The organism is Gillisella taibaishanensis (assembly GCF_001938985.1).
GTDB lineage: Bacteria > Pseudomonadota > Alphaproteobacteria > Rhizobiales > Rhizobiaceae > Allorhizobium > Allorhizobium taibaishanense.
Genome location: NZ_MKIN01000021.1, coordinates 164602 through 191558, shown reverse-complemented (window position 1 = coordinate 191558; position 26957 = coordinate 164602). Strand labels below are relative to the sequence as shown.

Below are 26957 nucleotides of genomic sequence, written 5' to 3'. Positions count from 1 at the left end.
AAATAACAGTATAAGTTGTAGGCGTCTTAAATTATGCTGTGTCTTGCTTCATGTTGCAGTGTAGCATTTACGGGCAGGCGGTCAATGTCAATTTGGAGCCCGTGGATATCAATGGAAACGAAATCTGAATGGTGCTGCATCGCACACATGCCATGCGTGGTTGTCATGTCGATCTGCGCCGAAATGGGTCAGATCGTTGGATGACCCGTCCGACCGGGATGAAGCCTTTGCGCCTGAAAGCAAATTTCGGAGTTGCAGGGGCGGTTTAAAGCACACGCCCCCGCTATTTGCTCGCTTCAACGGTGTTAAATCAGTCGACCATTTCCAGCGCCAGTAATTCATCGAGGCTCTGGCGCCGGCGAATCAGCCGGTGGCTTTCACCCTCGATCAGCACTTCCGGCAGGTAGAGCCGGCTGTTGTAATTGGACGACATGGATGCGCCGTAAGCGCCGGCTTTGTGAAAGATCATGTAATCGCCGACGCGGGCCTGTGGCAGGTTGCGCTTCTCGATGACCCCAAGTTCGCCTTGGGTAAAGACATCGCCTGATTCGCAAAGCGGACCGCCCACCACGGTCGGAACCTCCTCATCGCTCAACGGCGCAGAGCCCGGTGCCGGCAGCACGGAAATCGGATGATAGCTGCCATAGAGGGCCGGACGCGCCAGGTCATTGAAACCGGCGTCGACAAGCACGAAGCGGTTGCTGCCCATGGTTTTGACGGCCCGAACCTCTGCCAGCAGCAGGCCTGCATCGCCGGTCAGATAACGGCCAGGCTCGATCTCCAGGCGCACTTTGTGGCGCAGGAATTCTTCTATCTGCTTGCGGGCGCTGTCCCACAGAGCAAAATAGTGGACGGTATCGACTTCGTCCTCACCATCCCGATAAGGAATGGACAGTCCGCCGCCGGTGGAAATCGCTTCGATGTCTGCGCCAAGCTCGCAGCAGAAGCCGACCATGGCGCCGCAGACGCGCTCCAGATGCCGGTAATCAACGCCTGAGCCAATATGCATGTGCAAGCCGACCAGCTTCAGCGAATGCTGGCGCACCGCCGCAAGCGCTTCCTTCAATTGCTCGTGCCAGATGCCGTGCTTGCTGTTTTCGCCGCCGGTATTGGTCTTGTTGCTATGGCCGTGCCCGAAACCCGGATTGATGCGCAGCCAGACGCGATGGCCCGGCGAAACCGCGCCAAGCTGATGCAGCATATCGATCGACCCGGCATTGACCTCGATCTTTTCCGCCACCACCCGTTCCAGCGTGCGGCGATCGAAAATATCGGCGGTAAAGACGATCTCGGTCTGTCCGTCGACCGCGCCGGGGCGATAGCCAGCGCGCACGGCGCGTTCGATTTCGCCCAGCGTTACAGCATCGCAGACGACGCCGGCTTCGCGCATCAGCCGCAGAATATGGGTGTTGGACCAGGATTTTTGCGCATAGCGGATCGTGTCGAAGGAGGACAGTTGCGCAATACGGTCGCGAATGCTGTCGGCGTCATAGATCCAGACCGGCGTCCCATAGGTTTCGGCGAGCGTGATGAGCGTGTCGTTTGAAAGGCGTGTCATGGTCTGTCGTCGATCCGGATTTGATAATGTGACTGCATCGGCTCCGTCTCGACGCCGAGCCGGCAGGGCCGGATCGAACAACAAAGGCAGGGCGCTGTGACATATGGCAAAAATACCGGCGCAGCGCTACAGGCGCTGCGCCGGTGTCGAGCCGAAATATCGGAAAGGGGAGGTTATTTCGCCGCCCGCATAAGCGCCTGGGCGAGATCTGCGATCACAGCTTGGCCCTCGTGCAACCCGACATTGAGGCGGATGGTCTGGCCGCTGACGCCGAAGCGGGCGAAGACATTGGTCTCCGGCGAAATGCTGAGTGCTGCCTTAGCCGGCACGACAAGGCTTTCCGGCCCGCCCCAGCTGACCCCGATCCGCACCAGTTGCAGCGCGTCGACGAAGCTGGCGACATCAATATGATCGGCAAGTTCGAACGAGAACAGGCCGCCAAAGCCCGTGAGCGTTTTTAGCCCCGCATGGCCGCTGAAGGCCGGGTGCATGACCCTTGCAACCGCGTCGCTGGTCTTCAGCCATTCGGCGACCTCAAGCCCGGCTTGATGGTGATGGCGCATGCGAAACGGCAGGGTCTCAAGATTGCGTAGCACCAGCCACGCCTCGAAGGGCGACAGTTTGGCGCCGGTATAGGGGAAGATCTCGCCATTGATCCGGGCGATCAACTCCTTGGAGCCAGTGACGAGACCCGCTACCGTATCGCTTTGGCCGCCGAGATATTTGGATGCGGCGTGGATGACGAGGTCGATGCCGGCGGCAATCGGCTGCTGGAACAGCGGTGTTGCCCAGGAATTGTCGACAATGGTCAGCACGCCATGCTTGCGGGCCTCGGCGGCAATTGCCGTCAGGTCCTGCAACTCGAACACCATCGAGGTCGGGCTTTCGAGATAGGCGAGCTTTGCGCCCGGCAGCGCGGCAATCATCTGCTCGGTGTCCGTGCCGTCGATATAATCGACCAACACGCCAAAACGCTTCAGCACCTTTTCAAAGAAGCGAAAGGCATCGCTATAGACATGGCGAACAGTGACGATGCGATCACCGGGATTGACGAAGGCGAGAACGCTGGCGGCAATCGCACCCATGCCGCTTGAAAAGGCTCGGGCTTCTTCGGCCCCTTCCATGGCGGCTACGCGGCGTTCGAGCAATTGCACAGTCGGATTGTCGCCGCGCGAATAGATCGGCTTTGCCGAGCGGCCGGCAAACACGTCTTCCAGCTCGGCATAATTTTCAAACAGGAACAGCGACGTCTGGTAGATCGGTGGCACGGCGGCGTCGAAGGGGTCGTGGCCTCTCTCATTGCTGTGGCCGGCAAAGGACGAGGCAGTAACCGGGACGGCGAGGGGATTGAAGCGCGGGTTCTCGTTCATGACAGACCTCTGGTTTCAGGATGAAGTGCGGAAAAATCAGGGTGAAGCGGCGTGAGGCCGGCGGGAATGATGCTCGCCCATTCCAGGCGGGCAACGGCAAGGCCGAGCGCGGCCGTCAGGATGGCCGCCGCTGTCGGTGCTGCGGCCACAGCCCAAAAGCCAAGGCCGGAAGCCGCCAGCAGCGGCGGAGCAATCGCCAGCAGCGGCATCAGCATATATCCATTTGGCGCAAGACCGACCAAGGCGGACAGGCCGGCGCGCCCGCGTGATTGCAGCAGCACCAGCAGCACCGACTGGAAGGCCGCGAGCGGAAACAGCGGAAACAGCAGCCTGAGGCAGGTGGCTGTTTTGCTGGCCACATCTGGGTCTGCGGTAAACAGCCTCGCGATCGGTTCGGCCGCAACGAACAGCAGGGCGGCATAGGCAAACGCGACCGGTATCGTGACCACAAGCATGAAGCGGACGGCGGCTTTGAGGCGATCGTTGTCGCCGAGGCCTACGGCATGGCTGACGACGCTCTGTGCGCCGAGACAGAAGCCGAAGATCGGCAATTGCCCGAACGTTATCAATCGTATGGCGATGGCGACGGCGGCAACGCCATGGTCACCACCATAGAGATTGGCCTGGCGCAGCAGCAGCATGAAACCAAGCCCGGTGACGATGGTGATCCCGCAGGCCGGCACGCCGATCCTGGCAATGGGCTTCAGCAGATTCCAGCGGATCAGGCCGAGATCGATCCGGACATTGCCAAGCCTGCGGTGGAAGTAGACCGCGTAGGCAATCAGCGCGGCCACGGCCGACAGCATGGTGGCGATGGCGGCCCCGGCCTCGCGGAAATCGAGGAGAAAGATAAAAATAGGGTCGAGCACGATGTTGAGCGCGAAGCTCGCAATCAGCACAATCATCGAAAACCTTGAATTGCCCTCGGAAATGGCGATGAAGTCGCAGATGGCCTGCAGCATGCCGAGCGTGACGCCAAGTGCGACGAGGCGGCCATAGACCAGGCCTGAGGTGAGCAGCCCGCCTTCGCCGCCGATGCCCTGCACGAAGGAGGGTAGGGCGAGATAGATCAGCGTCGACAGCACGATGCCGGCCGGAATGGTGGCCACAAGCGCCGTTACCGCGACGGAGGACGCGGTTTTCGCGTCACCCTCGCCAAGCGAGCGGGCCAGCAGAGTGGCAAGGCCAATGCCCAACCCCTCTGTGGCGGCGCCGACCAGCAGGAAGAGCGGTAGGACAAGGCTTACGCCCGCCAGCGCCTGAGGCCCGAGCGCGCCGATAAACATCGCATTGACGGCATGGTGGCCGGCATTGGCCGTAAGCCCCGCCACGGCGGGCAGGGCCATGACCATCACCAGCCGCCTGATGCGGGGATCGTTGAGATCAGCCGCTTTGGTCATTGCGCCATCTCCATTACAGCTCGCTCCATCACAATGCGTTTCGGGCAAGTGAGCCGAGAACCTGCTGTCCATTGGCATCGGTGAGGCCGGTCAGGTCGGGCGATAGCAACTGATCGGCAAAGAAGCGCTCGCGCAGCAGCATCACCAGCAGGGCTTTCTTGTGGGAGAACTGCACGTGCTTGATCTTCGCAAAGCCGGATCGGTCGAGATTGCGGATCTGCTGCTGGTGATGATGGATCGGCTCGCCGACGATGCGTTTCGTGCGCGGGTCCGCAAGGAACATGTAATGCATCAGCGATGGCAGCCAGGCGCTGACATAGGCCTTGCCACGAAATGCGTCTTCGCCAACAGCCACATGCCAGCCGCGATCGTGCCCGTCTGCATCGTAATGCGGCCCAAGCCGGTCTTCCTTTGCCCAATAGAGCTCGAAATAGCCAAAGGGCACGCCGCCGAAGGTGCCGATCAGCGGCAAAGTCCGGGGATCGGCAAGGCGGTTATCGATAAAGGCGCGGTGCTGATCGAGCGTGCCGTTGTCCTCCCAGATCGCCGCGACACGCGGATCGTTCATCCAGCGATGAAAATGCGGAAGATCCGCTTCGCGGTCGGCAACGTGGAACCCGAGTTCCGTATTTAACCAGGGGATGAAGCGGCGATAGACTGCCCCCGTCGGCTTCGGTGGGCGCATAGGATGCAGCGTGCCGTTGGTCATAACCGGCAAATCCGGGTAGGCAGGTGGTACGGTGCCGAGCCAGGGCTTCGCCAGCTGAAACACGGCCTGTGCCTTGGCTATCAAACCGGTGTCGGTCGTGATCAGCGCGCCTGAGGCGATCAGCGGCGAGATGTCGACTTGCTGCGGTAGCTCGACCGCAAGGTTGGCGATGTCAGGCTGGCAGGCGAAAAGCGCTTCAAGCAAGGCAACCACGGCGCTTTCGGAATGCTCCGGCGCAAGGCTATCGACGACAAGCTTCGGTTGGTTGGAAAGGTCGATGCGGGCTTGGGCGACATCTACAGCCCCGTCGCGGACACGCAGCCCGACCTCATCAAAAAATACAATCAAAGATTGTTTTTGCGCGAGTGAATGGCTGCGAAAGTCATCGGCGGGAAGGCGAAAGGAAAGCGAAGGCGCGCCGCTGCTGGATCGTGCGGCTGCGAGAGAGGCGTCCATATAAATCTCCATTTGCGACGTGGCACGCGTAACCGATGCCGGCTCACGAGGCTGAGCCGAGCGTATAAATTCGCACACTTTCCGCTAGACGAATGGGGGCTGACGAAATTCAGCAGAATCCGCAAAATTAATTTTTCAAACTTTTTTCTGAATTTGGCAGAGCCTCGTTCGTCCTAGCTTCGACACGGCATTCGGCAGTCGATGCGATATGCAATTCTAATTTTATTATCAAATATAATGGCTTGGTTTGATTTCGATGATGCGATGCATGCTGGGCATGAAGACTGACCGTTTGCCTGTCTACACCAAAACAGATGCGGGATACTGGAAGCAATGACAATTCATGATCGGGCAGCGACGGTCCTTACGGAGGCTGAGGGCGGACAGGCTTGGCCACTGACGCCGCAGCAGTCACGGCTTTGGCTTCTGTCGCAAACGGGACATGAGGCGATTTACGGACGGCAGGTCCTGGGGTTCAGCTTTGAGCCAGTTGCGCAGTCTGTCGCTCGCGCGCAGATTGAGGCGCTGATCGGGCGGCATCCGCTTCTGACGCGCCGCTTCGGGGTGCGCAAGGGCGGCACGATCTATCAGGCTTTGAACAACGACAGTCCGTATCAGGCGCCCGCCTTCGATCTCGTGGAGCAGGTTCTCGGCGACGATGAAGCGCTTGATAAGGCGTTCGACCTGTTTGCTCAGGCTGAAGCCGAGAGAGCCATTGACCTCGAAAAGGATAAAGCCGCCCGTTTTTACCTGTTTAGCCAGGCGGGGAAGACCGTTGCTGCACTCTTTGCTTTGCATCCGCTGCTCGGCGACCGCGCCGCTCTGGACCGACTGGCCATTGATTTTCTGGACATGCTCCAGCACCCGTTGCCGGCAAACTGGTCCGATGCTGGTGCCTTTGTCGAGGCTTACAAGTGGATGAACCAGTCGGCTGTTTCCGGCGGAGCGACCTTGGAGGCTGAGGTCGATGTCTGGTTTGACCGTCTCGCGGCTCAGGAGACCATTGCCGTGCTGCCGGGGCAGACCGCAAGCGCTTCAGGCGATGCGCAACTGGCGTGGTCCGAGCAGGTCGTGGAGATCGAAGTCGCGCCGAGCATTGCGCAGGATGATGCGGCCCTAACCCAAAACGCTTTGGCGGCGCTGGCTGTCGTTTTGCGTCGCTATAGCGGTTGCCCCAGCCAGCGTATCGGCCTTGTCACCCGCCCCGCAAATTGCGCGGTCGTGGCCCGCAGTGAGGATCTTCTTGTCGTAACTGGCGAAGTTCACGGCAATCTCAGCCTGGACGATGTGCGCGGCCGAATGGCCGAGGGGCTGGAAGCGGCGCTGTCGCATCGCCTGCCGTTCGAAACGCTGGCCGATGCGCTGGCGCGACGCGATGATCGTTTCGACACCGGCAGCGTTATCGGTGCGCTTCTCGACATTCGTCCGGCCTTGGTGGTGGACGGCCACGCCATGGCTGATAAGCCGGTTTCGGTCCACATTGAGCCGCCTGCTCGCCGCGATGCGGCGCTTGTCGTCACGGTTGCGCGTAGTGGCTCCGGCCGGCTGGCACTGACATTGGGTTTTGACCCGCGCAGCCATTCCGAAATCATGGTTGCCGATTTTGGCCGCGATCTCAGCCGTGCATTCGAGGCCCTGGGGAATCATGCAGAAACGCCCGTCAAAGAAATCGCCTTCATGGCGCCAGAGGAACTGGCAAGGCTTGCCGCACCCTATCCGGACCAACCGCAGCCAGATGACGGCACGCCTGTGCATGAGGTGATCGCTGCCCAGGCACGTCGGCGGCCGGATGCCTTTGCCGTGGCGCAAGGCGAGCGCACCATCACCCATGGCGCACTGGACGCGGCGGCCAACCGGCTGGCGCATCGGTTGATCGCTATGGGTATCGGTCCGGAGAAGCGGGTAGCTGTGGCGCTGACCAAATCCATCGAGGCGATCATCGCCATCCTCGCGGTCATGAAGGCGGGCGGCGCCTTTACCCCTGTTGAGCCGGATCATCCCGAAGCGCGCAATCGCCACATTCTGAGTGCGCCGGGCCTCGCCCTGGTGATTTCCCGCAAACGCTCCATCAACGAGCTGCCGCGCGATATTGCCACGCCAATCCTCGATCTCGATACGCTTGATCTCTCAGGCGAAAGCGACGTTGCCCCGCAAACCGCCATCGCTCCCGAGCAGCTTGCCTATGTGATCTACACGTCAGGCTCGACCGGCGTGCCGAAGGGCGTTGCCGTCGACCATGGCCCGCTTGCCCATCACTGCAAGGCAACGCTGCGCATCTACGAGATGGACGAAAACTCCTGTGAATATCCCGTCCTGCCCTTCACATCGGATGGTGGGCACGAGCGCTGGATGGTGCCGTTGATGGCCGGTGGCGGGGTGGTGTTGACTTCGGACAAGCTGGCGACCCCAGAAGAGGCCTTTGCGCTGATGCGCAAGCACGGCGTCAACAATGCCAGCCTGCCAACCAGCTATGTGCGCGGCCTTGCCGAATATGCGGCGGAAAAGGGCGGCATTCCGCAATTGCGGCTCTATTCCTTCGGCGGTGAAGCGCTGTCGCAGGCAGTGTTCGATCTGCTTACAGACAATCTCCAGGCAAAGATGCTGATCAACGGCTACGGCCCAACCGAAACCATCATGACGCCGATGGTTTGGAAAATTCCGGCCGGAACCCGCTTTGAAGGGACCGTTGCACCGATTGGTCGCGGTGTTGGCGACCGGCGTATCTATGTGCTCGATGCCGATTTGCAGCCGTTGCCGGTCGGGGTGATCGGCGAGATCCATATCGGTGGCAGCGGTATCGCCCGTGGCTATCTTGGCCAGCCGGAGTTGACGGCAGAGCGGTTCATTGCCGATCCCTTCTCGTCTGACGGCGGGAAGATGTACAAGTCAGGCGATCTCGGTCGCTGGCGTGCGGATGGCACGGTGGAATTTGCCGGCCGGGTCGATCACCAGATCAAGCTGCGCGGCTACCGGATCGAGCCCGGCGAAATCGAGGCGGCGCTGCGTGCTGACCCCAAAGTCGCGGAAGCGGTTGTGCTGCTGCATCAGGACAGTGGCCGTAGTGCACTGATTGCCTATGTCGTGCCCCGCGACGGCGAAGAGCTCAACGTCAACGATCTGCGCCGCGCTGCTGTGACGGTTCTGCCCGATTATATGGTGCCGCAGCATATCATGCTGATCGATGAATTGCCGATGGGGCCGAACAGCAAGCTCGACCGCGCCGCCCTTCCGCTGCCGAAGCTCAATCGCGAGATCGTCGCCCCTGAAAACGATAAGGAAGCGGCTATTCTCGCGGTCTGGAAGCAGATCCTCGACGTGAGCGAACTCAGCGTCACCGAAAACTTCTTCGATGCCGGCGGCCAGTCGCTTGCGGCGGTGCGCATTGTCTCGCGGCTTAAGATGCTGCATCCCAAATGGCCGCTGACCATTGCCGACATGTTCAACTATCCGACCGTGCGTGACCTGGCGCTGGCGATGGACGAAAACCGCCAGGAGGACAAGCTAGGCGCGATCTATCTGCGTCGTGATGGCGATCGGCCGACGCTCTTTTGCTTCCCAGGCCTCCTGGTCAGCACCCGTGAATATATGCGGCTGGTCGACTATCTCGGGCCGAACCAGCCGGCCACCGGTTTCGTCTGCTATTCACTGACGGAAACGCCGGCGCTCAGCACGCGGGTGGAAGATATCACTGCCCGCTATGCCGAAGCTGTCCATCGCCAGGCCAAGGGGCGTCCCTGCGCTTTCCTCGGCTGGTCCTGGGGCGGATTGCTCGCCTATGAGGCGGCCCAGCAGCTCGGCAATGACATCGACCTGAAGATGATCGGCATGGTCGATGTCTGCGACATGGGCGATGAATTTGCCATCGGTGTCTGGCCGCAGTTCGAACCAGGCGCGCGCGAGCGCACCCATGAGGCAGTGCAGCGCTGGCTGAAGGTGGCGCCGATGCGCGAGGACTGGAACCGGTTGCTCGCGGCGATGGACGCCGAGGTCTACGAGCAGTTCCTGTTCCATATCGTCAAGCACAATGTACTGCTGCCGGTGGATGGTCCCGATATCGGCTCGGAAGAGCATATCTTCTGGGTCCTGCTCGATAACGCGATGATTTTCCGCAATTATCAGCTGAAATCCTCGCAATTCCGCATCCATCCGTTCTCGGCGGAGGATTCGGTTACCCGCGGCCTTAGCGTCATCGACTGGCGACGCCATTCTCCCAATGCCACGGCCACTGAACTCGTGCCCGGCACCAATCACCTGTCGATCATCGGCAAGTCCCGCTTCCACCAGCGCTTTGCCCAGAGGCTCGACCTCGCCGTGCAAGAGAGCTGAACCTTCCGCTTTCCCATTTTCAAACTCAGTCTGGAGTGAAACATGACATCCCACGTGCTCGATCTGGCGGGAGCCGGAATTGGTCCGTTCAACCTTAGCATCGCCGCCCAGTTGGATTCGATCCCGGCGGTCAAGGCACAGTTCTTCGATAGCCGCCCGGCCTTCTCCTGGCACCCGGGCATGATGCTGCCGGGCGCGGAAATGCAGACCTCGTTCCTGAAGGATCTGGTAACCGGCACCAACCCCACCAGCCCCTGGAGCTTTCTCGCCTATCTCGTGCGCCACAAGCGCTTCTACCAGTTCCTCAATGCAGAATATGAGGCGGTGCCGCGCCAGGAATTCGCCGATTACCTTGGATGGGTGGCCCGCAACCTGCCGTCGCTTTCGTTCGGCAAGACGGTACGCCGGATGGATAAGGTCGATGGCGCGCTCGCCCTCGACGTCGATGGTGAATGTGTCGTCGCCCGCAACCTCGCCGTTGGCGTCGGCAAGAAACCGTCGCTGCCGACCTGGGCTGAGGATCTGCCGAAGTCGATGATCTTCCACAACAGCGAGGCCGCGCACCGTCTGGGTGGCGTCAAGGCGCGCCGCGTTGCTGTCATCGGAGGTGGCCAGAGCGGTGCTGAACTCGTCGATGCGCTGCTGGATCTCAAAAGTGTCGACTCTGTCCTCTGGATCAGCCGTCGGCCTAATTTTGAGCCGCTCGATGCGACGCCTTTCACCAATGAGCTTTTCACGCCCGGCTATATGGATTGCTTCCACGGACTGACGGAAGATCTGCGCATCACCCATACCCGCCGCCAGTTGCTGGCCAGCGACGGCATTTCTGCCTCGACCCTGAAAAAGCTTTATCGCCGGCTCTACGAGCGGCGGCTGGAGCGTGGCGGTGCTGGGGACGACGGCATTCAGCTTCGTCCGTTCCGGGATGTCACGGCCGGCCGCCGCCAGGGACAGACCATCGAACTGACCATGCGCAATGGTTTCGACGAGAGCATTGAAACGGTCGAGGTCGACCTGATCGTGGCTGCAACCGGCTATCGTTTCGAGCTGCCGACCTTCCTGCAGCCTCATGCGCAACGCATCGATTACAACACGCTCGGCGAACCGGTCCTCAACCAGGACTTCTCGCTGGCCTGGGACGGACCTGCCGAAAACAAGATCTTCGTGCTCAATGCCGGCCGCCACAGCCACGGCATCGCCGAGCCGCAGATGAGCCTTGCCGCCTGGCGCAGCGCCGTGATCGTCAACGCCTTGCTCGGGCATGACCATTTCGATCTGCAGTTGCTGGAGCCACTTGTGCATTGGCAGGGACAGCATGGTGATCCCGTGCCCGCCGCCCGGCTCGGTCAGGCAGCGGAATAATCCAGCTTTACGATCACCGGCGTCGACGTCATCTCGACGCTGGGAAGTTGTGGGGCTGGGATTGCAATTCTGTCTTGGCTTGCATGGATATTCCTTCCGACGACAAGTGGCTGTCAGGAATATTCTTTCAAAAACAGTTGGTTAAATCTTGTTGTCGAAAACCAAGAACGTCCTCTGGTTTTATGTTGACTCTTATTATCATGTTTTTTACGGTGCCGCAAAAATATAGGGGAATTCCAAGGTTTCAATCTGGGATTTCAAGGCGAGCCCAACACGATGGCCAATGTTTTTCATTCGATATCGGACGAACAGATTAAACTAGCCCTGATGATCAAGCCGAAACTTCTCGCGGCGGCACGGCGTATCACCGGTTGCTCGTCGCTCGCGGAGGACGTCGTCCAGGATGTGTTGCTGCAACTGATTGCCAAGCCGCTGAAGCCGGACATCGTCATGCCTATCTCCTACGTAATGCGGATGGTGCGCAACCTCGCGACCGACCATATGCGCCGGCTGCGCTATGAGCGCGGCCTGTTTGCTGACGAGGAGGAGGGGGAGACAGCTTCCGATTACGGCAGCCCGGAGGAGCATCTTCAGGAGGTAGAGGCCTATGAGGCCTTCCGCTGCACAATGGAGTCGATGCCGGCGCGGACCCGCAAATTCTACGAGGAGCATTTCTTCGAGGGCGTGCCGCAAAACATCATCGCCCGACAGGCCGGCGTGTCCTGCGCTCTGGTCTGCGGCTTGCTGCGGGATGCCCACGCCCAGTGCCTGGCGGCGATTTGCCCGGATGGACAGCCGTGCCGGGCGCAGGCCCGCAAGGCCAAGCACATCGAAGCGCAAGTTCCCCTGACGCAGGGCCGTGCGCCATCGCCCTATCGCGAGCAGACCGCGGCGTGAGACGCGTGCGGGTGCGTTAAGGGAGCCGATTTTCTAAAGGGTTGCCGTTGCCCTCGATTTTGGAGGGGTGGCGCGTTCCGCCGCCGTCCATCCGTTTTTAGTTCGTCCATCGATTTCGGTGGCGCCTTGATTTTTCATCACGTGTTTTAAAAGATGGATATATTGATATGTTGGAAATCGTCGAATGGACCTCTGGCCGAGGTGTCCTGTGCCAGGAGATCATGACGGAACTATCCGACTGGTTTTCAGAGCCTGAGGTGATTGCGGCTTGTGCCGACGTGGCCGATAGCCTGCCAATGTTTGCTTGCATGGACAAAGACGCAGTGGCGGGCTTTGTAATGCTAAGGCCGCATCTGCCGGATGCGATGGAAATCCTCGTAATCGGTACGCGTCAAGCCTATCAGCGCCGTGGCGTAGGGCGACGGTTGCTGACAGCTTCCGAAAGCTTCGCACGCAAGAGTGGCTGCAAGTTACTGACCGTTAAGACACTGGCACCGCGCGGACGCGACGAACCGCATTACGACGCTACTCGCGCCTTCTACGAAAACAATGGGTTCCTGCGGGCGGAAGTGTTGACGGCCCTGTGGGACGAGGGCTCTCCGTGCCTGTTCCTGGTTCGCCCACTGGACGGGCAGCAATAACAAACCAGTCGGCTGGTGGCCGCCGTCAACGGCGGCCGTCTGGCACTGGGCAGAGATCGCCGCAGCCGGAAACGCCGGGCAGGTTATAGCGCAGGCAACAGACCTTGCGCTGGAAATGGTCCATTCCGCATTGCCTGCGGGCAAGCCGGATCATTCCAAATAGGGGATTGCGGGTGCCATCCGGCCAATGTTCCGCGCCGACGATATCGATGGCTTCCTGCGCCAGATGCGGTCCTGCCTTGTTGCCGATCTCTTTGATGATCCAGTTGAGGTAAACGGCGACGTTATTCCAAAGCAGTTTTGGTGCAACCCCGCTGTGATCGGCCATGACGGCAATCGCCGGGGCGGCGTGATCGCGCAGCAGCACATGCAGATCGGCGATAGCGGGTGCGTCGCTGCAGTCACGACCGGTGTCTGGCAACAAGAAAGCCTGCGGCTCCCCGGTCTCGCTGTTGTAGACAAGCGACAGATCTTCGAAGCCAAGGGACAATTGGCGGCCGTGGACGAGGCGATGTACGGTCGGTGAAATCGTCAGGATGCTGAAATAGTAGAGCGTCCACATCGAGGTCACTGCGCGCCTGTCGGCGCCGGGATATTTGGCACCGTAGCGGTCGATCAGGTCTGTGAAAACGGACTTGTCGGCAAGTCGGCTGCAGGCCATCACCTCGCCATCGTCTGGTTCGTTCAGCAGCAATTTGCCCCGGCAGAACGGAAACCGATCGTCGCCCGGCATATCAGGCGACCATGGGTCAGCATTTCCGCTGGAGAAACCGTCAACTAAGGAGAGGGGGCGGGCGGAGGCGCTGACAGAGGCCATACCGCTCACCGCGCAAACGGGCGGAAAAGGATCAAGACCTTGTTGATGCAATCCATTGATTTTCCCAGCCTTCGATTGATCCGATCGCTGGTAAGCTAAATCGACGCAACCTGTGCGTCAAGAAAACATGATGATAATAATCATCTTTTTTTGGGTCGTGAGCAAAACTGCTAAAAGCGCGACGAATATCAGGTGCTGGCCTGGGCTACCGTACCCTTTGCCCGCATGCGTTGGCGGTACTGCACTGGCTTTTCCATGAAGCGTCGTTGAAAGGCCTCGTAGAAAGTCGATAGCGAGCCGAAACCGGATTCGTAAGCCACCTTGGTAATCGGCATGTCCGAGGAAATCAGCAGGGATTGGGCCGTATCCAGCCGATGACGAATGATGGCCTGATTAATGGTGATGCCGACGGCGCGCTTGAACAGGCCCATGGCGTAGTTGGGATGCAGTCCGGCGGCACGTCCGACATCGTCGGCCGAGATATCGTCAGGCGCGCGTTCTCCGATGAAGCGAAGCATCTTTTCGACATGCAGAACCCAGCCGGCATCGCGCTGTCCGACACTGGCGAGTGCCGAGCCCTGTTCGCGCAGATCACGCCAGCCGTCGCGCTCGATGCGCATCAGCCGTGCCGTCAGTTCTGAGCGGACGATCTCAATGTCGCGTTCATCGCCCCGCAGCAGTTCCTCGCGCCAACGCAGGAAAATTTCGCGGTCAAAGGGGCGCAGATCGAGTGCCTCGATCACCGCACCGCGAAACACCGAGTCACGGAACTGGCTGAGATTGGCGAGGCCGAGGAAGACCGACATCGGCACATAAAGGCAGATGAAGCGCGTGCCGGCATGGCGATCGATCACCTGATGCGGGATCATCCCCCAGAACAGGCAGAGCCTACCATCCGAAATCGTCAGCTCCCGGCCATCGAACCAGTAGGTCATGGCGCCCTCGAGCACGAAATTCAGCTCGATCTGGCTGTGCATATGCGGACCGGCCATCTTTTGCACTTCCATCAACTCCCCGGCACAGAATCGATGATCGCCGAATACAACCAAGGGATGGGCAGGGTCCCGTTCCGGGTGTACAGGTATTGCGCCTAGTCTGTTGACGACGGCGGGACGTCGAGCCATATCGCACCAAAAATCTTAGGATACCGGAATTCTAAGCCGGAATTTCGGAGGTAGATTGCGGCTTTCTGGCTCACGGTCAAGATGCTTCTGCAGGAGGCGGACGCAAAGATGCTGCACATTGCAGATGATGACGCTGAGATTGATTCCCGGGGAGGAACATAATGACCCATTTTAGAATCGTGGCAGGCCTGGCCTTCGGCTATGCGCTGACCGTGTCGAGCGCCTTTGCTGGCCAGATCGTGCTGAACTCCGACCAGTCGGACCCGACGCCGAAAAAGGCGATGGAAGAGCTGCTGAAGGATTTCCAGGCGGCCAATCCCGATGTCACCGTGAAATGGAATAATTTCGACCACGAAGGCTATAAATCCGCCATTCGCAACTTTCTGACTGCCGATGCGCCTGATGTCGTTTCCTGGTATTCCGGCAACCGCATGGCTCCCTTCGTCAAAGCCGGCCTGTTCGAGGACGTATCCGACCTCTGGGCGAAAGACGATCTCAACAACCAGCTGAAGTCCGCAGCCAAGTCGATGGACATCGACGGCAAGAAATGGGGCATTCCCTATTCGACCTATCAGTGGGGCATCTATTATCGCAAGGACATCTTCGCTGCACAGGGCATTACCCCGCCGAAGACCTGGGCCGAACTGGTGGCCGCCTGCGACAAGCTGAAGAAGGCCGGCATTACGCCGTTCACCATCGGCACCAAGGCGCTCTGGCCGACGGCCGGCTGGTTCGACTATCTCGACCTGCGCGTCAATGGCTACGAATTCCACATGGATCTGACCGCAGGCAAGGTTCCCTATACCGATCCGCGCGTGAAGGCCGTGTTCGCCAAGTGGGCCGAACTGGTCAAGCCGGGCTATTTCATCGAAAACCATGCTGCGCTCGACTGGCAGGATGCCATGCCGCAGTTCGTGCAGGGCAAGGCGGCCATGTATCTGATGGGTAATTTCGCCGTTGCGCCGATGAAGGATGGCGGCCTGAAGGAAGAGCAGATCGGCTTCCTGCAGTTCCCGGAAATCACCCCCGGGCTGCCGCGGGCTGAAGACGCGCCGACCGAATCCTTCCACATCCCGTCGGGTGCGAAGAACAAGGCCGATGCCCGCAAGTTCCTGGCCTTCCTGGCCAAGCCGGAAACCCAGACCAAGATGAACGAGATCCTCGGTCAGCTGCCGATCAACAACCAGTCGCAGAAGTCCAACGATCCGTTCCTCAGCGCCGGCTTCGACATGCTTTCGACCGCCTACGCCCTCGCACAGTTCTATGACCGCGATGCGCCTGCCGACATGGCCAAGGCCGGCATGGAAGGTTTCCAGGAATTCATGGTCAAGCCTGACAAGGTCGACGCCATTCTCGCTCGCCTCGATAAGGTGCGCGCGCGCGTCTACAAATAATCGGTTCTCCCAACGGTCGGGCGTCGCGTCTTGCGCGTCCGGCCGGCTTTTCATTCCTATGACGGTCGAGATGCATCCGCATCGTCGGGCCTTGCTATAACGGAGGTGCTGCCGTGAGCACTGCTGCTCCTGTTTCATCCGGATTCTGGAAACGACATCAACAGCGCATCGCGCCAGCCCTGTTTCTGGCGCCAGGCCTGGTCATGTTCCTCGTCTATGTCGTGGCGCCAATCTTCCAGTCTGTCTGGATCAGCTTCCACGATTGGGACGGCGTTGGTGCCAAGACCTGGATCGGTCTTGCCAATTACCAGGAACTGCTTGGCGACGAGGCCTTCTACACCTCGCTGCAGAACAACGTTATCTGGCTGGTTCTCTACCTCCTGGCCATTCCCTGCGGTCTGGCCGTGGCCCTGTTTCTCAACCAGACGGTCACCGGCATCAGGCTTTACAAGTCGCTGTTCTTCTTCCCCTTCGTTATCAGTCAGGTCGTTGTCGGCCTGATCTTTACCTGGTTCTACGCGCCGAATTTCGGCTTGTTCTCGGTGCTGCTGAAAGATCTGACGGGGCTGGATTTCGCAGTGCTCGCTGATGAGCGCTTCGTCACCTACGGCATTATCGTTGCCGGCCTCTGGCCGCAGACCGCCTATTGCATGATCCTCTATCTGACCGGGCTCAACAATATCAATCCGGAGCAGGTGGAAGCCGCTCGCATGGACGGCGCCAAGGGCTGGTCGCTCTTGAAAAATATCATCCTGCCGCAGCTTGCGCCCGCCACCTTCATCGCCATGGTGGTGACCGTCATCGGCGCGTTGCGCTCCTTCGACCTCGTGTCGATCATGACCGCCGGCGGCCCCTATGGTTCCAGCCGCGTGCTCTCCTATTACATGTATGAAGAAGCACTTTCCGAATATGGCTACCGCATGGGCTATGGCGCAGCCATCGCCGTCGTCCTGTTCCTGATCATGATGGTGTTCATCACGCTGTTCATCGTGCGCATGCTCGGCCAGGAAAGGAATAACTGATGTTTCCGACACCGATCCAGAAATCATCGCCGATCATTCGTTTCGGCTACAACCTCGTGCTGCCGATTGCTTTGGTCCTGTGGCTGCTGCCGCTGCTTGGCGTGGCGCTGACCTCGGTGCGGCCTCCGAGCGATCTTGCCGCGGGCAACTATTTCGGCATTCCCTCCGGTTTTGCCGGCGTCCAGAACTATACCGCGGTCTTCGAAAACTCGCCGCTTGGCTGGTATATCCTCAACTCGTTCAAGATCACCATTCCAACGGTGATCGGCGCGGTGGCGCTCTCCTGCCTCACCGGCTTTGCGCTGGCCACCTACAAGTTCAAGGGCAACCTCGTCCTGTTCTTCCTGTTCGTCGCCGGCAACTTTATCCCCTTCCAGATCCTCATGGTGCCCGTGCGCGACATGACCCTGAAAATGGGGCTCTACGACACGGTGACCGGCCTCGTTCTGTTTCATGTCGCCTTCCAGACCGGTTTCTGCACGCTGTTCATGCGCAATTTCATCAAGGGTCTGCCCTTCGCTTTGATAGAGTCTGCTCGGGTCGAGGGCGTCTCGGAATGGCGGATCTTCCGCTATATCGTATTGCCGCTGATGCGGCCGGCGATTGCGGCTCTGTCCGTGCTGGTCTTCACCTTCGTTTGGAACGACTATTTTTGGGCCACGGTCCTTGTTCAGGGTCAGTCGGCCATGCCTGTTACCGCCGGCCTTTATTCCCTGAACGGCCAATGGGTTGCGGCCTGGAACCTGGTTTCCGCCGGCTCGATCGTCGCGGCCCTGCCGCCGGTCGCCATGTTTTTCCTGATGCAGCGGCATTTCATCGCCGGGCTGACACTTGGAGCAACCAAGGGATGAAAACCATCGTTTCCATCGGCAAGGGCGCTTTTGCGCTCGGCCTGAGCCTGCCCGATAGCGGCATGCCTGACATTATCAGCTTCGGAAAGGCGCCAAGTTCTGATCCGACGCTTGTCGACATCGAACGCTCCAGCCGCATCAACGGCATGGATGACGCCGTGCCATCCTCCGTCCTGCTGCCAACCGGTGGCATGGGCTTCTTCGGCTGGCCGGCCATAGCAGGGCACCGCGCCGGGCGCGACTTCATCCTGCAGTTTTCGGACTGGACGGTTGAGCAGACAGGACCCGTCACGCTGCTCTGCGCCCAGGATGCTGTGGCCGGCATGGCTATCACGCTGCGTTTCGAGGTGTTTTCGTCAGGCGTCATCGGCCTTTCCACCGAGCTTAAGAATATCGGTTCCGGCGACTATAATCTGGACCGCTGCATGGCGGCGAGCTTCCCGGTTTCAGCAGGTGCCGTCGACGTCCTCAGCTTTACCGGCATGTGGGGCCGTGAATTCCAGATCCGCCGCGAGACCCTCGGCAACGGTCTTTGGTCGCAGGAAAGCCGGCGTGGCCGTACCTCCCACGACCGGTTCCCGATGCTGACCATCGAAGCGCCGGAGCAGAGCTTCGGCGTGGCGCTCGGCTGGAGCGGCAACCACCAGATCGCCATCGATCGGTTGGACGACGGCCGCCGCCTGGTGCACCTCGGCGAATTGTTCGAGCCGGGCGAAACGATCCTGGCACCGGGCGAAAGCTATCGCAGCCCCGTCGCCTATGCCGGCCCTGATCGCGCCGCTTTCCATGCCTTTGTGCGTGACGATCTCATGCATTGGCCTGGCGGTTCCATGGCGCCGCGCCCGGTGACGCTGAACACCTGGGAAGGCAATTATTTTGACCACCAGATGGTTTCGCTCCAGGCCCAGGCGACCTCGGCGGCTGAACTCGGCATCGAGCGCTTCGTGCTCGACGACGGCTGGTTCGGCAAGCGTGACGACGACACGACCAGCCTTGGCGACTGGGATATCGACGCCCGCAAATATCCTGACGGGCTTAAGCCGCTGGTCGACCATGTCACCGGTCTCGGCATGCAGTTCGGCATCTGGTTCGAGCCGGAAATGGTCAATCCCGTCTCCGAGCTTTACAAGGCGCATCCTGACTGGGCCTTGCAGGTCAATGGCCGGCCGCTGCTGCTATCGCGCAACCAGCTCGTGCTCGACCTGACCCGGCCGGAAGTGAGCGACTATCTGTTCGGCAAGATCGATGCGGTTCTGAGCCATCACGCCGTCTCCTACATCAAATGGGATATGAACCGCGATCTCACCCATGCCGGTGGTCGCGATGGCAAGGCAAAGATTTCTGCCCAGACCCGAGCGGTTTATGCGCTGATGGACCGGGTTCGGTCAGCGCATCCCAATGTCGAGATCGAAAGCTGCGCTTCGGGCGGCGGCCGGATCGATTACGGCGTGCTGGCACGCACGCATCGCGTTTGGACCTCCGACTGCACCGATGCCCTGGAGCGGCTGGAAATCCAGCGCGGCGCCAGCGTGTTCGTGCCGCCGGAAGTTCTGGGCAGCCATGTCTCGGCCTCGCCCAACCACCAGACCGATCGGCGCCTGACGCTCGATTTCCGCGCCGTGGTGGCGCTCGCCTATCATCTCGGTGTCGAGCTTAATCCGCTGGAGCTGGAAGGCGAAGAGCGGGCGGCACTGAAGAGCTGGATCGCCATCCACAAGCGGTTGCGGCCGCTGCTGCATGCGCCGGGCGCCAACTTTAGCAAGGAGCCGCGTGACGGTCGCTATGTCTGGGGCGCTGCTGATGACAAGCGCATTGCGCTGTTTGTTGCCCAAGGCCCGCAAATGGTTGGCGAGCAGCCGGAGCCGGTGACCCTGCCGTTGCAGGTCACGCGCCCGGGCGGACGCTGGAAGATCGCGGCAGTCCATCCCGCCACACCTAATTTCATTCGCATATCCGAGGGGCAGAAGCGTTTGCTGGCCGGGGCTGTGACATTCGATCTTGCCGATCTCGGCACGGTCGGACTGCCGCTGCCCATGCTGCGGCCGGAAAGCGCCATCCTGCTCGAACTGGAACCTGTTGAGGGAGGAGACCACCATGGCTGATGTAAGCCTGCGCGGTGTCAAGAAAGAATTCGGCGCGCTCAGCGTCATCAAGGGCGTCGATCTCGATGTCAAGGACGGAGAGTTCTGCGTCTTCGTCGGCCCATCCGGCTGCGGCAAGTCCACGCTGCTGCGGATGATCGCTGGCCTGGAAGATATCACGTCCGGCGGCCTGACGATCGGCGGGCGCGACATGACCAAGATCGGCCCGTCGGAACGCGGCGTCGCCATGGTCTTCCAGTCCTACGCGCTCTATCCGCATATGACTGTGCGCGACAATATCGGCTTCGGCCTGAAAATGACCGGCCATCCGAAGGCGATGATCGAAGAGCGCACCAAGAAGGCGGCCGAACTGCTACAACTCGGCGCGTTGATGGAACGCAAGCCGGGGCAGCTTTCCGGCGGCCAGCGCCAACGCGTCGCCATCGGCCGCGCCATCGTACGTGAGCCGGAAGTATTCCTGTTCGATGAACCGCTCTCCAACCTCGATGCCGCACTGCGCGTGCAGATGCGCACCGAGCTTTCCAAGCTGCATCAGGACCTGAAGGCGACGATGATCTACGTCACCCACGACCAGGTCGAAGCCATGACCATGGCCGACAAGATCGTCGTGCTCTCGGCCGGCTTGATCGAGCAGGTTGGCACACCGCTGGAGCTGTATCACCGTCCGAACAACCTGTTCGTCGCCGGCTTCATCGGCTCGCCAAAGATGAATTTCGTGCCCGTCACGGTCGCGCCGGCCGAGGGTGGCAAGGTTGTGGCGACGCTGGCAAGCGGTGCGGCGATCACGCTCGACGCGCAGGGCAAGAGTTTCAAGCCCGGCAAGATGACGCTCGGCATCCGCCCGGAACATCTGGACGCGACCGGCAAGGGGGATCTTGTCTTGCAGATGCCGGTTCGGCTGGCTGAATATCTCGGGTCCGAGAGCCTGTTTTTCGTCAATCTGGCCGATGGCACCGAACTTGCCGTCAAGGCCGACGGCCTCACAACGGCCAAGCCTGGTGAAACCCTGTCCATCGGCATTCCCGCCGCCGCCTGCCATCTGTTCGATGAGGCCGGCAAGGCGGTGATCAACGGAGATCTGACACGATAATGCTCGGCGTTTGCTATTATCCCGAACATTGGCCGGAGAGCCAGTGGGCCATCGACGCGCAGAACATGCGCAAGCTCGGCATTTCCTATGTCCGGATCGGCGAATTTGCCTGGTCGCGGCTGGAGCCGAAGCATGGCACCTTCACATTCGAATGGCTGGACCGCGCGATTGATGTGCTGCATGCTGCCGGCCTCAAGATCGTGCTCGGCACGCCGACGGCGACCCCGCCGAAATGGCTGATGGATGAGCATCCCGAAATTGCTCCCTATGATGCCGATGGCAAGGTGCGGGGCTTCGGCTCGCGCCGCCATTACAGCTTTTCCAGCGAGATCTGGTGGAAGGAAAGCGCGCGGATCGTCGAGACGATTGCCAAGCGCTACGGCACCCATCCCGGCATCGATGGCTGGCAGACCGACAACGAATATGGTTGCCACGACACGACCGTGTCCTGGGGGCCGGAGGATCTGAAGGCCTTCCGGCAATGGCTGCGGATGCGCTACCAGACCACGGACCAGCTCAACGAAGCCTGGGGCGCGGTGTTCTGGTCGATGGAATTCAACAGTTTCGACGAGGTTGAACTGCCTGCCCGCACCGTGACCGAGCCCAATCCGGCACAACGGCTGGATTTCTGGCGCTTCTCGTCCGATCAGGTGGCGGCCTACGACAAAATGCAGGTGGATATCATCCGCAAGCATTCGCCGGGCCGGTGGATCACCCACAATTTCATGGGCTTCGTCAACGATTTCGACCACTTCAAGGTGACCGACAATCTCGACCTCGCCAGCTGGGACAGCTACCCGATCGGCTTCGTGGAGAAATTCCCCTTCACCGAGGAAGAGCGCAATCGCTGGGCCGAGACCTCGCATCCCGATATTGCGCCTTTCCACCACGATCTCTATCGCGGCGTCGGCCGTGGACGGTTCTGGGTGATGGAACAGCAGCCGGGACCGGTGAACTGGGCGCCTTGGAACCCGGTGCCTAAACCCGGCATGGTCAGGCTGTGGAGCTGGGAAGCGCTCGCCCATGGCGCCGAAGTCGTCAGCTATTTCCGCTGGCGCCAGGCCCCCTTTGCCCAGGAACAGATGCATGCCGGCCTCAACCTGCCGGGCCTCGACGAATGGTCGGTCGGCGGGCTGGAGGCCCATGCCGTTGCTGGCGAACTGGCCAAGCTCGGCGCTCTGCCTGATAGCAGCACCGCTCCGGTGGCGCTGGTTTATGACTATGCCAGCTACTGGGCGGCAAAGATCCAGCCGCAGGGCCGGGACTTCCGCTATGAGGAGCTGGTCTTCCGCTGGTATGAAGCCGCACGGCGCTTGGGCCTGGATGTCGATTTCGTGCGTCCCGGCGCCGATCTCAGCGCTTACAAGCTGGTGTTGGTGCCCTGCCAGATGCAGGTGGATGAAGCTTCGCTTGCAGCGCTGCGCAACACCGACGCTTTGGTTCTCTACGGTCCCCGGTCCGGTTCGCGCGATGGCAAGTTCAACATCCCGGAAAACCTGCCGCCCGGCCCATTGGCGCCGCTCACCGGCACCCGCCAGACACAGGTCGCTTCGCTACGGCCCGGTCTCAGCGATGCCGTCTCTGGCGAGGTCAGCGGTGCGGCGATCCGCTGGCGCGAATATCTGCAAACCACCGCCAAGGTGGTTGCCAGCTTCCAAAACGGCGATCCGGCCCTGACCGAAAACGGCGGTCATCACTATATCGCCTGCTGGCCCGATCAGGCGCTGCTGTCGTCGACGCTCGGCCTGCTCGCAAAGAAGGCTGGGCTGGAAACCATCGAACTGCCGGAGCATATCCGCATCCGTCGTCGCGGCAATCTGACTTTTGCGTTCAACTATGGCAGCGAAGATTGGACAGTGCCCGTCAGCGGTTCGTTCCTGCTCGGCGGGTCCGTAGTTAAGGCGCAGGATTTGGCCGTCTGGGCGTGACCCGACACCAGTAGCGCTGTCTTCCATGAGGTGGCGCTGCTGGATTGTCTCTTTGGTTCGCATGTGCAGCCCCGGTACGAGGCCGACTGTTCCTGCGGTCGCTCTGCCCGTTTCACCCTGAAGCGGGCAGAGCCTTGTTTAGATCTGAAATTCTCGCGCCATGCCGATGAGATCCTCCCAGAGGCTTTCGGCAAAACCACGCAGCACCAGCAATTCGAATTCATCCTGGCCGGTGCGAGTGAGGTTGACGCCAATATGACCAATGAGGGTCATGGCGGACATGCCGATGGCAAAGCTGTCGGGGTGAAGATCGACCGCCGTTCCCTTGGCCAGCATGCGGCGCACCGGGCCGCCACTCACCCGGATCAGGACGCGGCCATGGCTCTGGTCGACGCTGTCGAAGCCGGACGCAGCAATCGCCGTTCCGTCCGCTTCCGCAGCGCTGACGGCGAACCACTGTCCGGGTCCTGATGCCCTCAAGCTGACGCCAGCAGGGAGATCGGCGGGTGGCGCAGAGCCGGGCTTGCCGAGCAATTGCACGATCGTCAATCCTGCCGGGGCTTCAATGGTCAGGGCGCCGAAGGTACGTACGGTCTCGCCGATGAGGGCCGGCTGGCGGATGAGTTCAAACGCGGTCATCTGGCGCTCCCGTCTTTGCGACGTATATCAAACATGGAGTTTCTCATTTTGCGGATCGACAAAGGCCGGGCTTACCAACCGCGCGGTGGTGAACTCGTTGCGCAGCCCGTTCCACACCTGAACTTCCTCGCCATGGCGCGAGGCTCCGGCTTTGACCAGCGCCAGACCGATGGTCGAGCCGATATGCGGTGAGAAGCACGAGGACGTCACATAGCCATGGTCGTTCTCCAACGTTGGAGCATCGTCCTTTTTCAAAATATGCGACCCGCTACGGAAGCTGGTCTGTGGATCGAGCGGCAGCACGCCCACCAGCTGTGGCCTGTCCGCTGCGGCCAGCCCTTCCCGATCCAGCATATGCTTGCCGATGAAATCCGGTTTGATGGAGGAGACCATCTTACCAAAGCCGAGGTCGGCGGGCACGACGGTGCCGTTGATCTCGTTATGGGTGACATGGCCTTTTTCGATGCGCAGGACGGAAAGCGCCTCGATACCATAGGGCACGATGCCATGGGCCTTGCCCGCCTGCATGATCGCATCGGCGGTGCTTTCGCCGAAGTCGGCGGGAACGGCGAGTTCAAAGGCCAGTTCGCCTGAGAAGGATATTCGGAACAGCCGCCCTGTCAGTCTGCCACCAAACAAGGAGACCTCCCGTGCTGCCAGATAGGGGAAGGCCTCGTTCGAGATGTCCTCGTCGACGATCTCCTGCAGAATGGTCCGGGAATTCGGCCCTGCCACCGCCATCTGAGCCCATTGATCGGTTACGGAGGCGAGCCGCACGTCGAGTTCGGGCCAATGGACCTGGGCGCAGAATTCCAGATGGTTCATCACACCTGCCGCATAAGCGGTGGTGGTTGTCATGAAATAGCGATCTTCCGCCATGCGGCTGGTGGTGCCGTCGTCATAGATGAACCCGTCTTCGCGCAGCATCAGCCCGTAGCGCGCCTTGCCGACCGGCAGCTTGGCAAATCCGTTGCAATAGACACGGTTGAGGAACTCGCCCGCATCGCGCCCGCAGATCTCGATCTTGCCGAGCATCGAGACATCGCAGATTCCGGCATGGACGCGTACTGCCTTCACCTCTCGATCGACACTCTCGCGCCAGCCGGTTTCACCGGCCCGAGGAAACCAGGCGGAGCGATACCAGAGGCCGGTTTCCACGAAGGTTGCGCCGTTCTTGGCGGCCCAGCCATGCAGCGGCGATTTGCGCACTGGCTGGAAATGCTTGCCATGCGATGTGCCGGTTAGCGCTCCGAAAGACACAGGCGTATAGAAGGGTCGGAAGGTGGTCGTGCCGACTTCGGCTGGTGAGATGCGCCGGGCTTCAGCCAGAAGGCCGATAGCATTGACGTTGGAGAGCTTGCCCTGGTCGGTCGCCATTCCATTGGTCGTGTAGCGCTTGGCAAGCTCGACATGGCCATAGCCTTCCTGCACGGCAAGGCCGAGGTCTCTTAGATGCACGTCGTTCTGGAAATCGACGAAGGCCTTGCCCTTGATGCCGGGAATGGAGAAGAGCGGCGCGGCTGGCGCAGCAGGGTAGGCCTCCGTGACGCAGGGCAGCAACGGCGTCGCAGTCTGGCTCTTCTGGAAGCCCAGGCCGTCAATGATCTCTGCGGTTTTGGCCTTCGCATCCGCCATGCACGCTGCCAAGCCGAAGACGCCGGCGGCCGATCCGGCCAGCGTCAGGCCTTTCAATGCGCTCGGCGCGAGGAAGGCGCTATGCGCGTCCGACCATTGCGGCTTACCACCGCGATGGCAGGCGAGATGGATGATCGGCGAAAAGCCGCCCGACATCGCGAGCGCGTCGACTTTGAGGCGTTCCGTCTGGCCTTCGCGCCAGAGATCAATCGCGTCGAGCGTCTTGCCGCCATGGGCGTCGCTGACGAGGCCGCCGCGCACCAGCCTTGCGCGTCCGGCCCAAGCCGTTTGCGCCTGGCGTCGGCTATCGATCAAGGCGGTGACCTCCACGCCCGAGGCTTCCAGATCGGCGGCAAGCCCATAGCCGCTGTCATTCGTGGTGAAGACGGCGGTCTTGCGACCGGGCGCGACACCATATTGGTTTAGATAACGGCGGGCGGCACCGGCCATGATAACGCCCGGAATGTCATTGCCGCCGAAGACAAGTGGCCGTTCTTCCGCGCCTGTCGCGAGGATCGCCTGCTTGGCGACGACGCGCCAGAGCCGTTCGACAGGACGCTGTGCTGCCGGCACCGTCACGTGCTTCTGCACCCGCTCGACAAGGCCGAAGACATTGCCATCATACCAGCCAAAGGCCGTGGTGCGGGCAAGCAACTCCACATTCGGCAAGTTCTCGAGTTCTGATAGAACCTCCGCCACCCACGCCGCCGCAGATCCGCCGTTGATCGGCACGGTTTCGGCCAGCAATCCGCCGCCGAAGCTTGCATTTTCGTCTACCAGCATCACCCGCGCCCCGGCACGAGCGGCGGCAAGCGCCGCCGTCAGGCCGGAAGTGCCACCGCCGATGACGAGGAGGTCGCAATGCGCCCAGCATTTCTCATAGGTATCAGGATCGGCCTCAAAGCTTGCCTTGCCGAGGCCGGCAGCCCTGCGGATGAAGGGCTCGTAGAGTTTTTCCCAGAGCGCGCCCGGCCACATGAAGGTCTTGTAGTAGAAGCCGGCACTGAGGAAGGGCGAGAGCAGGCTGTTGAGGGCGCCGATATCATGCTCGAGGCTCGGCCAACGGTTCTGGCTCTTGGCCTCCAGCCCCTCATAAAGTTCTTGCATGGTGGCGCGTGTATTGGGCTCGGTCCGTCCGCCGCGACCGATCGTCATCAGTGCGTTGGGTTCGGCGGCACCCGCAGTCAGGATGCCGCGCGGGCGGTGATATTTGAAGCTGCGACCGACCAGTTGTACGCCATTGGCTAAAAGCGCTGAGGCGAGCGTATCGCCTTCCAAGCCATTGTAGCGTTTGCCGTCGAAGGTGAAGTTCAAAACCTTGCTGCGGTCGATCAGGCCGCCAACGGAAAGACGTGAAGAGGTCATTCGGCCGTCTCCTTGATCGAGGCGTCGCGGGCGCCATGCACCTCGTGACTGGCGGTGTCGCGGCTGACCACCAGCCAGCGACGGCAGCCGGATGTATGGTGCCAATATTCCTCATAGGCGCCGCGCGGATTGTCGCGCAGATAGACGTAGTCATACCAAACGTCAGGACCCGCTTGCGGGTCTGGCCGCGCCAGCGCTGCACCCTTGACGGTAAATTCTTCCTTGGGGCGAGGCCCGCAATGGGGGCAGGGGATCAGGCTTGCCATGTCGT

Annotated in this window: 19 protein-coding genes; 10 read left to right on the top strand and 9 right to left on the bottom strand. The window is 60.7% G+C overall.

Translation table 11 applies throughout. The features are described from left to right. Positions 1 to 310: 310 nt before the first annotated feature. From lysA to BJF91_RS08135, 4 genes are all read right to left on the bottom strand, one after another. Positions 311 to 1558, bottom strand: a complete 1248-nt coding sequence (lysA, locus tag BJF91_RS08150) for a diaminopimelate decarboxylase (RefSeq protein WP_075613999.1) — start codon at positions 1556 to 1558, stop codon at positions 311 to 313. Positions 1559 to 1731: 173 nt separating this feature from the next. Next, the gene (locus tag BJF91_RS08145) at positions 1732 to 2928 is read right to left on the bottom strand and encodes a PLP-dependent transferase (RefSeq protein WP_075613998.1); all 1197 of its coding nucleotides are present in this window, start codon (positions 2926 to 2928) and stop codon (positions 1732 to 1734) included. Further along, positions 2925 to 4328: an MATE family efflux transporter gene (locus BJF91_RS08140; protein WP_075613997.1), complete on the bottom strand. Its 1404-nt coding sequence runs from the start codon at positions 4326 to 4328 to the stop codon at positions 2925 to 2927. Before BJF91_RS08140 ends, BJF91_RS08145 begins: the two co-directional genes overlap by 4 nt. Positions 4329 to 4356: 28 nt before the next feature. Then, positions 4357 to 5493 carry a GNAT family N-acetyltransferase gene (locus tag BJF91_RS08135; protein WP_075613996.1) on the bottom strand — a complete coding sequence of 379 codons (1137 nt, stop codon included), beginning with the start codon at positions 5491 to 5493 and terminating at the stop codon, positions 4357 to 4359. A gap of 333 nt (positions 5494 to 5826) precedes the next feature. On the opposite strand from BJF91_RS08135, the gene BJF91_RS08130 reads away from it, so the two are divergent. The 4 genes from BJF91_RS08130 to BJF91_RS08115 all read left to right on the top strand — a co-directional run bounded on the left by BJF91_RS08130 (position 5827) and on the right by BJF91_RS08115 (position 12719). Then, positions 5827 to 9819, top strand: a complete 3993-nt coding sequence (locus tag BJF91_RS08130) for a non-ribosomal peptide synthetase (RefSeq protein WP_075613995.1) — start codon at positions 5827 to 5829, stop codon at positions 9817 to 9819. Between the two features lie 42 nt (positions 9820 to 9861). After that, the gene (locus tag BJF91_RS08125; RefSeq protein WP_075613994.1) at positions 9862 to 11181 is read left to right on the top strand and encodes a lysine N(6)-hydroxylase/L-ornithine N(5)-oxygenase family protein; all 1320 of its coding nucleotides are present in this window, start codon (positions 9862 to 9864) and stop codon (positions 11179 to 11181) included. A 276-nt stretch (positions 11182 to 11457) separates the two neighbouring features. Further along, positions 11458 to 12078 carry a sigma-70 family RNA polymerase sigma factor gene (locus BJF91_RS08120; RefSeq protein WP_083943234.1) on the top strand — a complete coding sequence of 207 codons (621 nt, stop codon included), beginning with the start codon at positions 11458 to 11460 and terminating at the stop codon, positions 12076 to 12078. Positions 12079 to 12245: 167 nt separating this feature from the next. Further along, the gene (locus BJF91_RS08115) at positions 12246 to 12719 is read left to right on the top strand and encodes a GNAT family N-acetyltransferase (RefSeq protein ID WP_075613993.1); all 474 of its coding nucleotides are present in this window, start codon (positions 12246 to 12248) and stop codon (positions 12717 to 12719) included. 25 nt (positions 12720 to 12744) lie between these two features. Here the strand turns inward: BJF91_RS08115 and fhuF are convergent, their stop codons facing one another. After that, on the bottom strand, positions 12745 to 13536 hold the full coding sequence (gene fhuF, locus BJF91_RS08110; RefSeq protein WP_075614527.1) for a siderophore-iron reductase FhuF: 792 nt from the start codon (positions 13534 to 13536) through the stop codon (positions 12745 to 12747). A 188-nt stretch (positions 13537 to 13724) separates the two neighbouring features. After that, positions 13725 to 14660, bottom strand: coding sequence for a helix-turn-helix domain-containing protein (locus tag BJF91_RS08105; RefSeq protein WP_075613992.1), 936 nt, complete (start codon positions 14658 to 14660; stop codon positions 13725 to 13727). 161 nt (positions 14661 to 14821) lie between these two features. Between BJF91_RS08105 and BJF91_RS08100 the strand changes: the two genes are divergently transcribed. The 6 genes from BJF91_RS08100 (at position 14822) to BJF91_RS08075 (ending at position 23047) form a co-directional block, all read left to right on the top strand. After that, on the top strand, positions 14822 to 16054 hold the full coding sequence (locus BJF91_RS08100) for an ABC transporter substrate-binding protein (protein ID WP_075613991.1): 1233 nt from the start codon (positions 14822 to 14824) through the stop codon (positions 16052 to 16054). 113 nt (positions 16055 to 16167) lie between these two features. Beyond that, complete coding sequence (locus BJF91_RS08095) at positions 16168 to 17076, top strand: carbohydrate ABC transporter permease (RefSeq protein ID WP_184412807.1); 909 nt, start codon at positions 16168 to 16170, stop codon at positions 17074 to 17076. Further along, a complete protein-coding gene (locus BJF91_RS08090) occupies positions 17076 to 17927 on the top strand; it encodes a carbohydrate ABC transporter permease (RefSeq protein WP_075613990.1) in 852 nt (283 codons plus the stop codon). The genes BJF91_RS08095 and BJF91_RS08090 overlap by 1 nt, the downstream gene beginning before the upstream one ends. Further along, positions 17924 to 20029, top strand: coding sequence for an alpha-galactosidase (locus BJF91_RS08085; protein WP_075613989.1), 2106 nt, complete (start codon positions 17924 to 17926; stop codon positions 20027 to 20029). The genes BJF91_RS08090 and BJF91_RS08085 overlap by 4 nt, the downstream gene beginning before the upstream one ends. Beyond that, positions 20022 to 21119, top strand: coding sequence for an ABC transporter ATP-binding protein (locus BJF91_RS08080; RefSeq protein ID WP_075613988.1), 1098 nt, complete (start codon positions 20022 to 20024; stop codon positions 21117 to 21119). Before BJF91_RS08085 ends, BJF91_RS08080 begins: the two co-directional genes overlap by 8 nt. Then, entirely contained in the window at positions 21119 to 23047 is a 1929-nt protein-coding gene (locus BJF91_RS08075) for a beta-galactosidase (RefSeq protein WP_075613987.1), read from the top strand. Before BJF91_RS08080 ends, BJF91_RS08075 begins: the two co-directional genes overlap by 1 nt. A gap of 138 nt (positions 23048 to 23185) precedes the next feature. On the opposite strand, the gene BJF91_RS08070 is transcribed toward BJF91_RS08075, so the two are convergent. From BJF91_RS08070 to BJF91_RS08060, 3 genes are read right to left on the bottom strand one after another with little or no spacing between them, the layout of a single operon-like run. Continuing rightward, a complete protein-coding gene (locus BJF91_RS08070) occupies positions 23186 to 23686 on the bottom strand; it encodes a sarcosine oxidase subunit gamma (RefSeq protein ID WP_075613986.1) in 501 nt (166 codons plus the stop codon). Between the two features lie 27 nt (positions 23687 to 23713). Then, the gene (locus tag BJF91_RS08065; RefSeq protein WP_075613985.1) at positions 23714 to 26686 is read right to left on the bottom strand and encodes a sarcosine oxidase subunit alpha; all 2973 of its coding nucleotides are present in this window, start codon (positions 26684 to 26686) and stop codon (positions 23714 to 23716) included. Then, on the bottom strand, positions 26683 to 26952 hold the full coding sequence (locus tag BJF91_RS08060) for a sarcosine oxidase subunit delta (RefSeq protein WP_075613984.1): 270 nt from the start codon (positions 26950 to 26952) through the stop codon (positions 26683 to 26685). The genes BJF91_RS08065 and BJF91_RS08060 overlap by 4 nt, the downstream gene beginning before the upstream one ends. Positions 26953 to 26957: the final 5 nt, after the last annotated feature.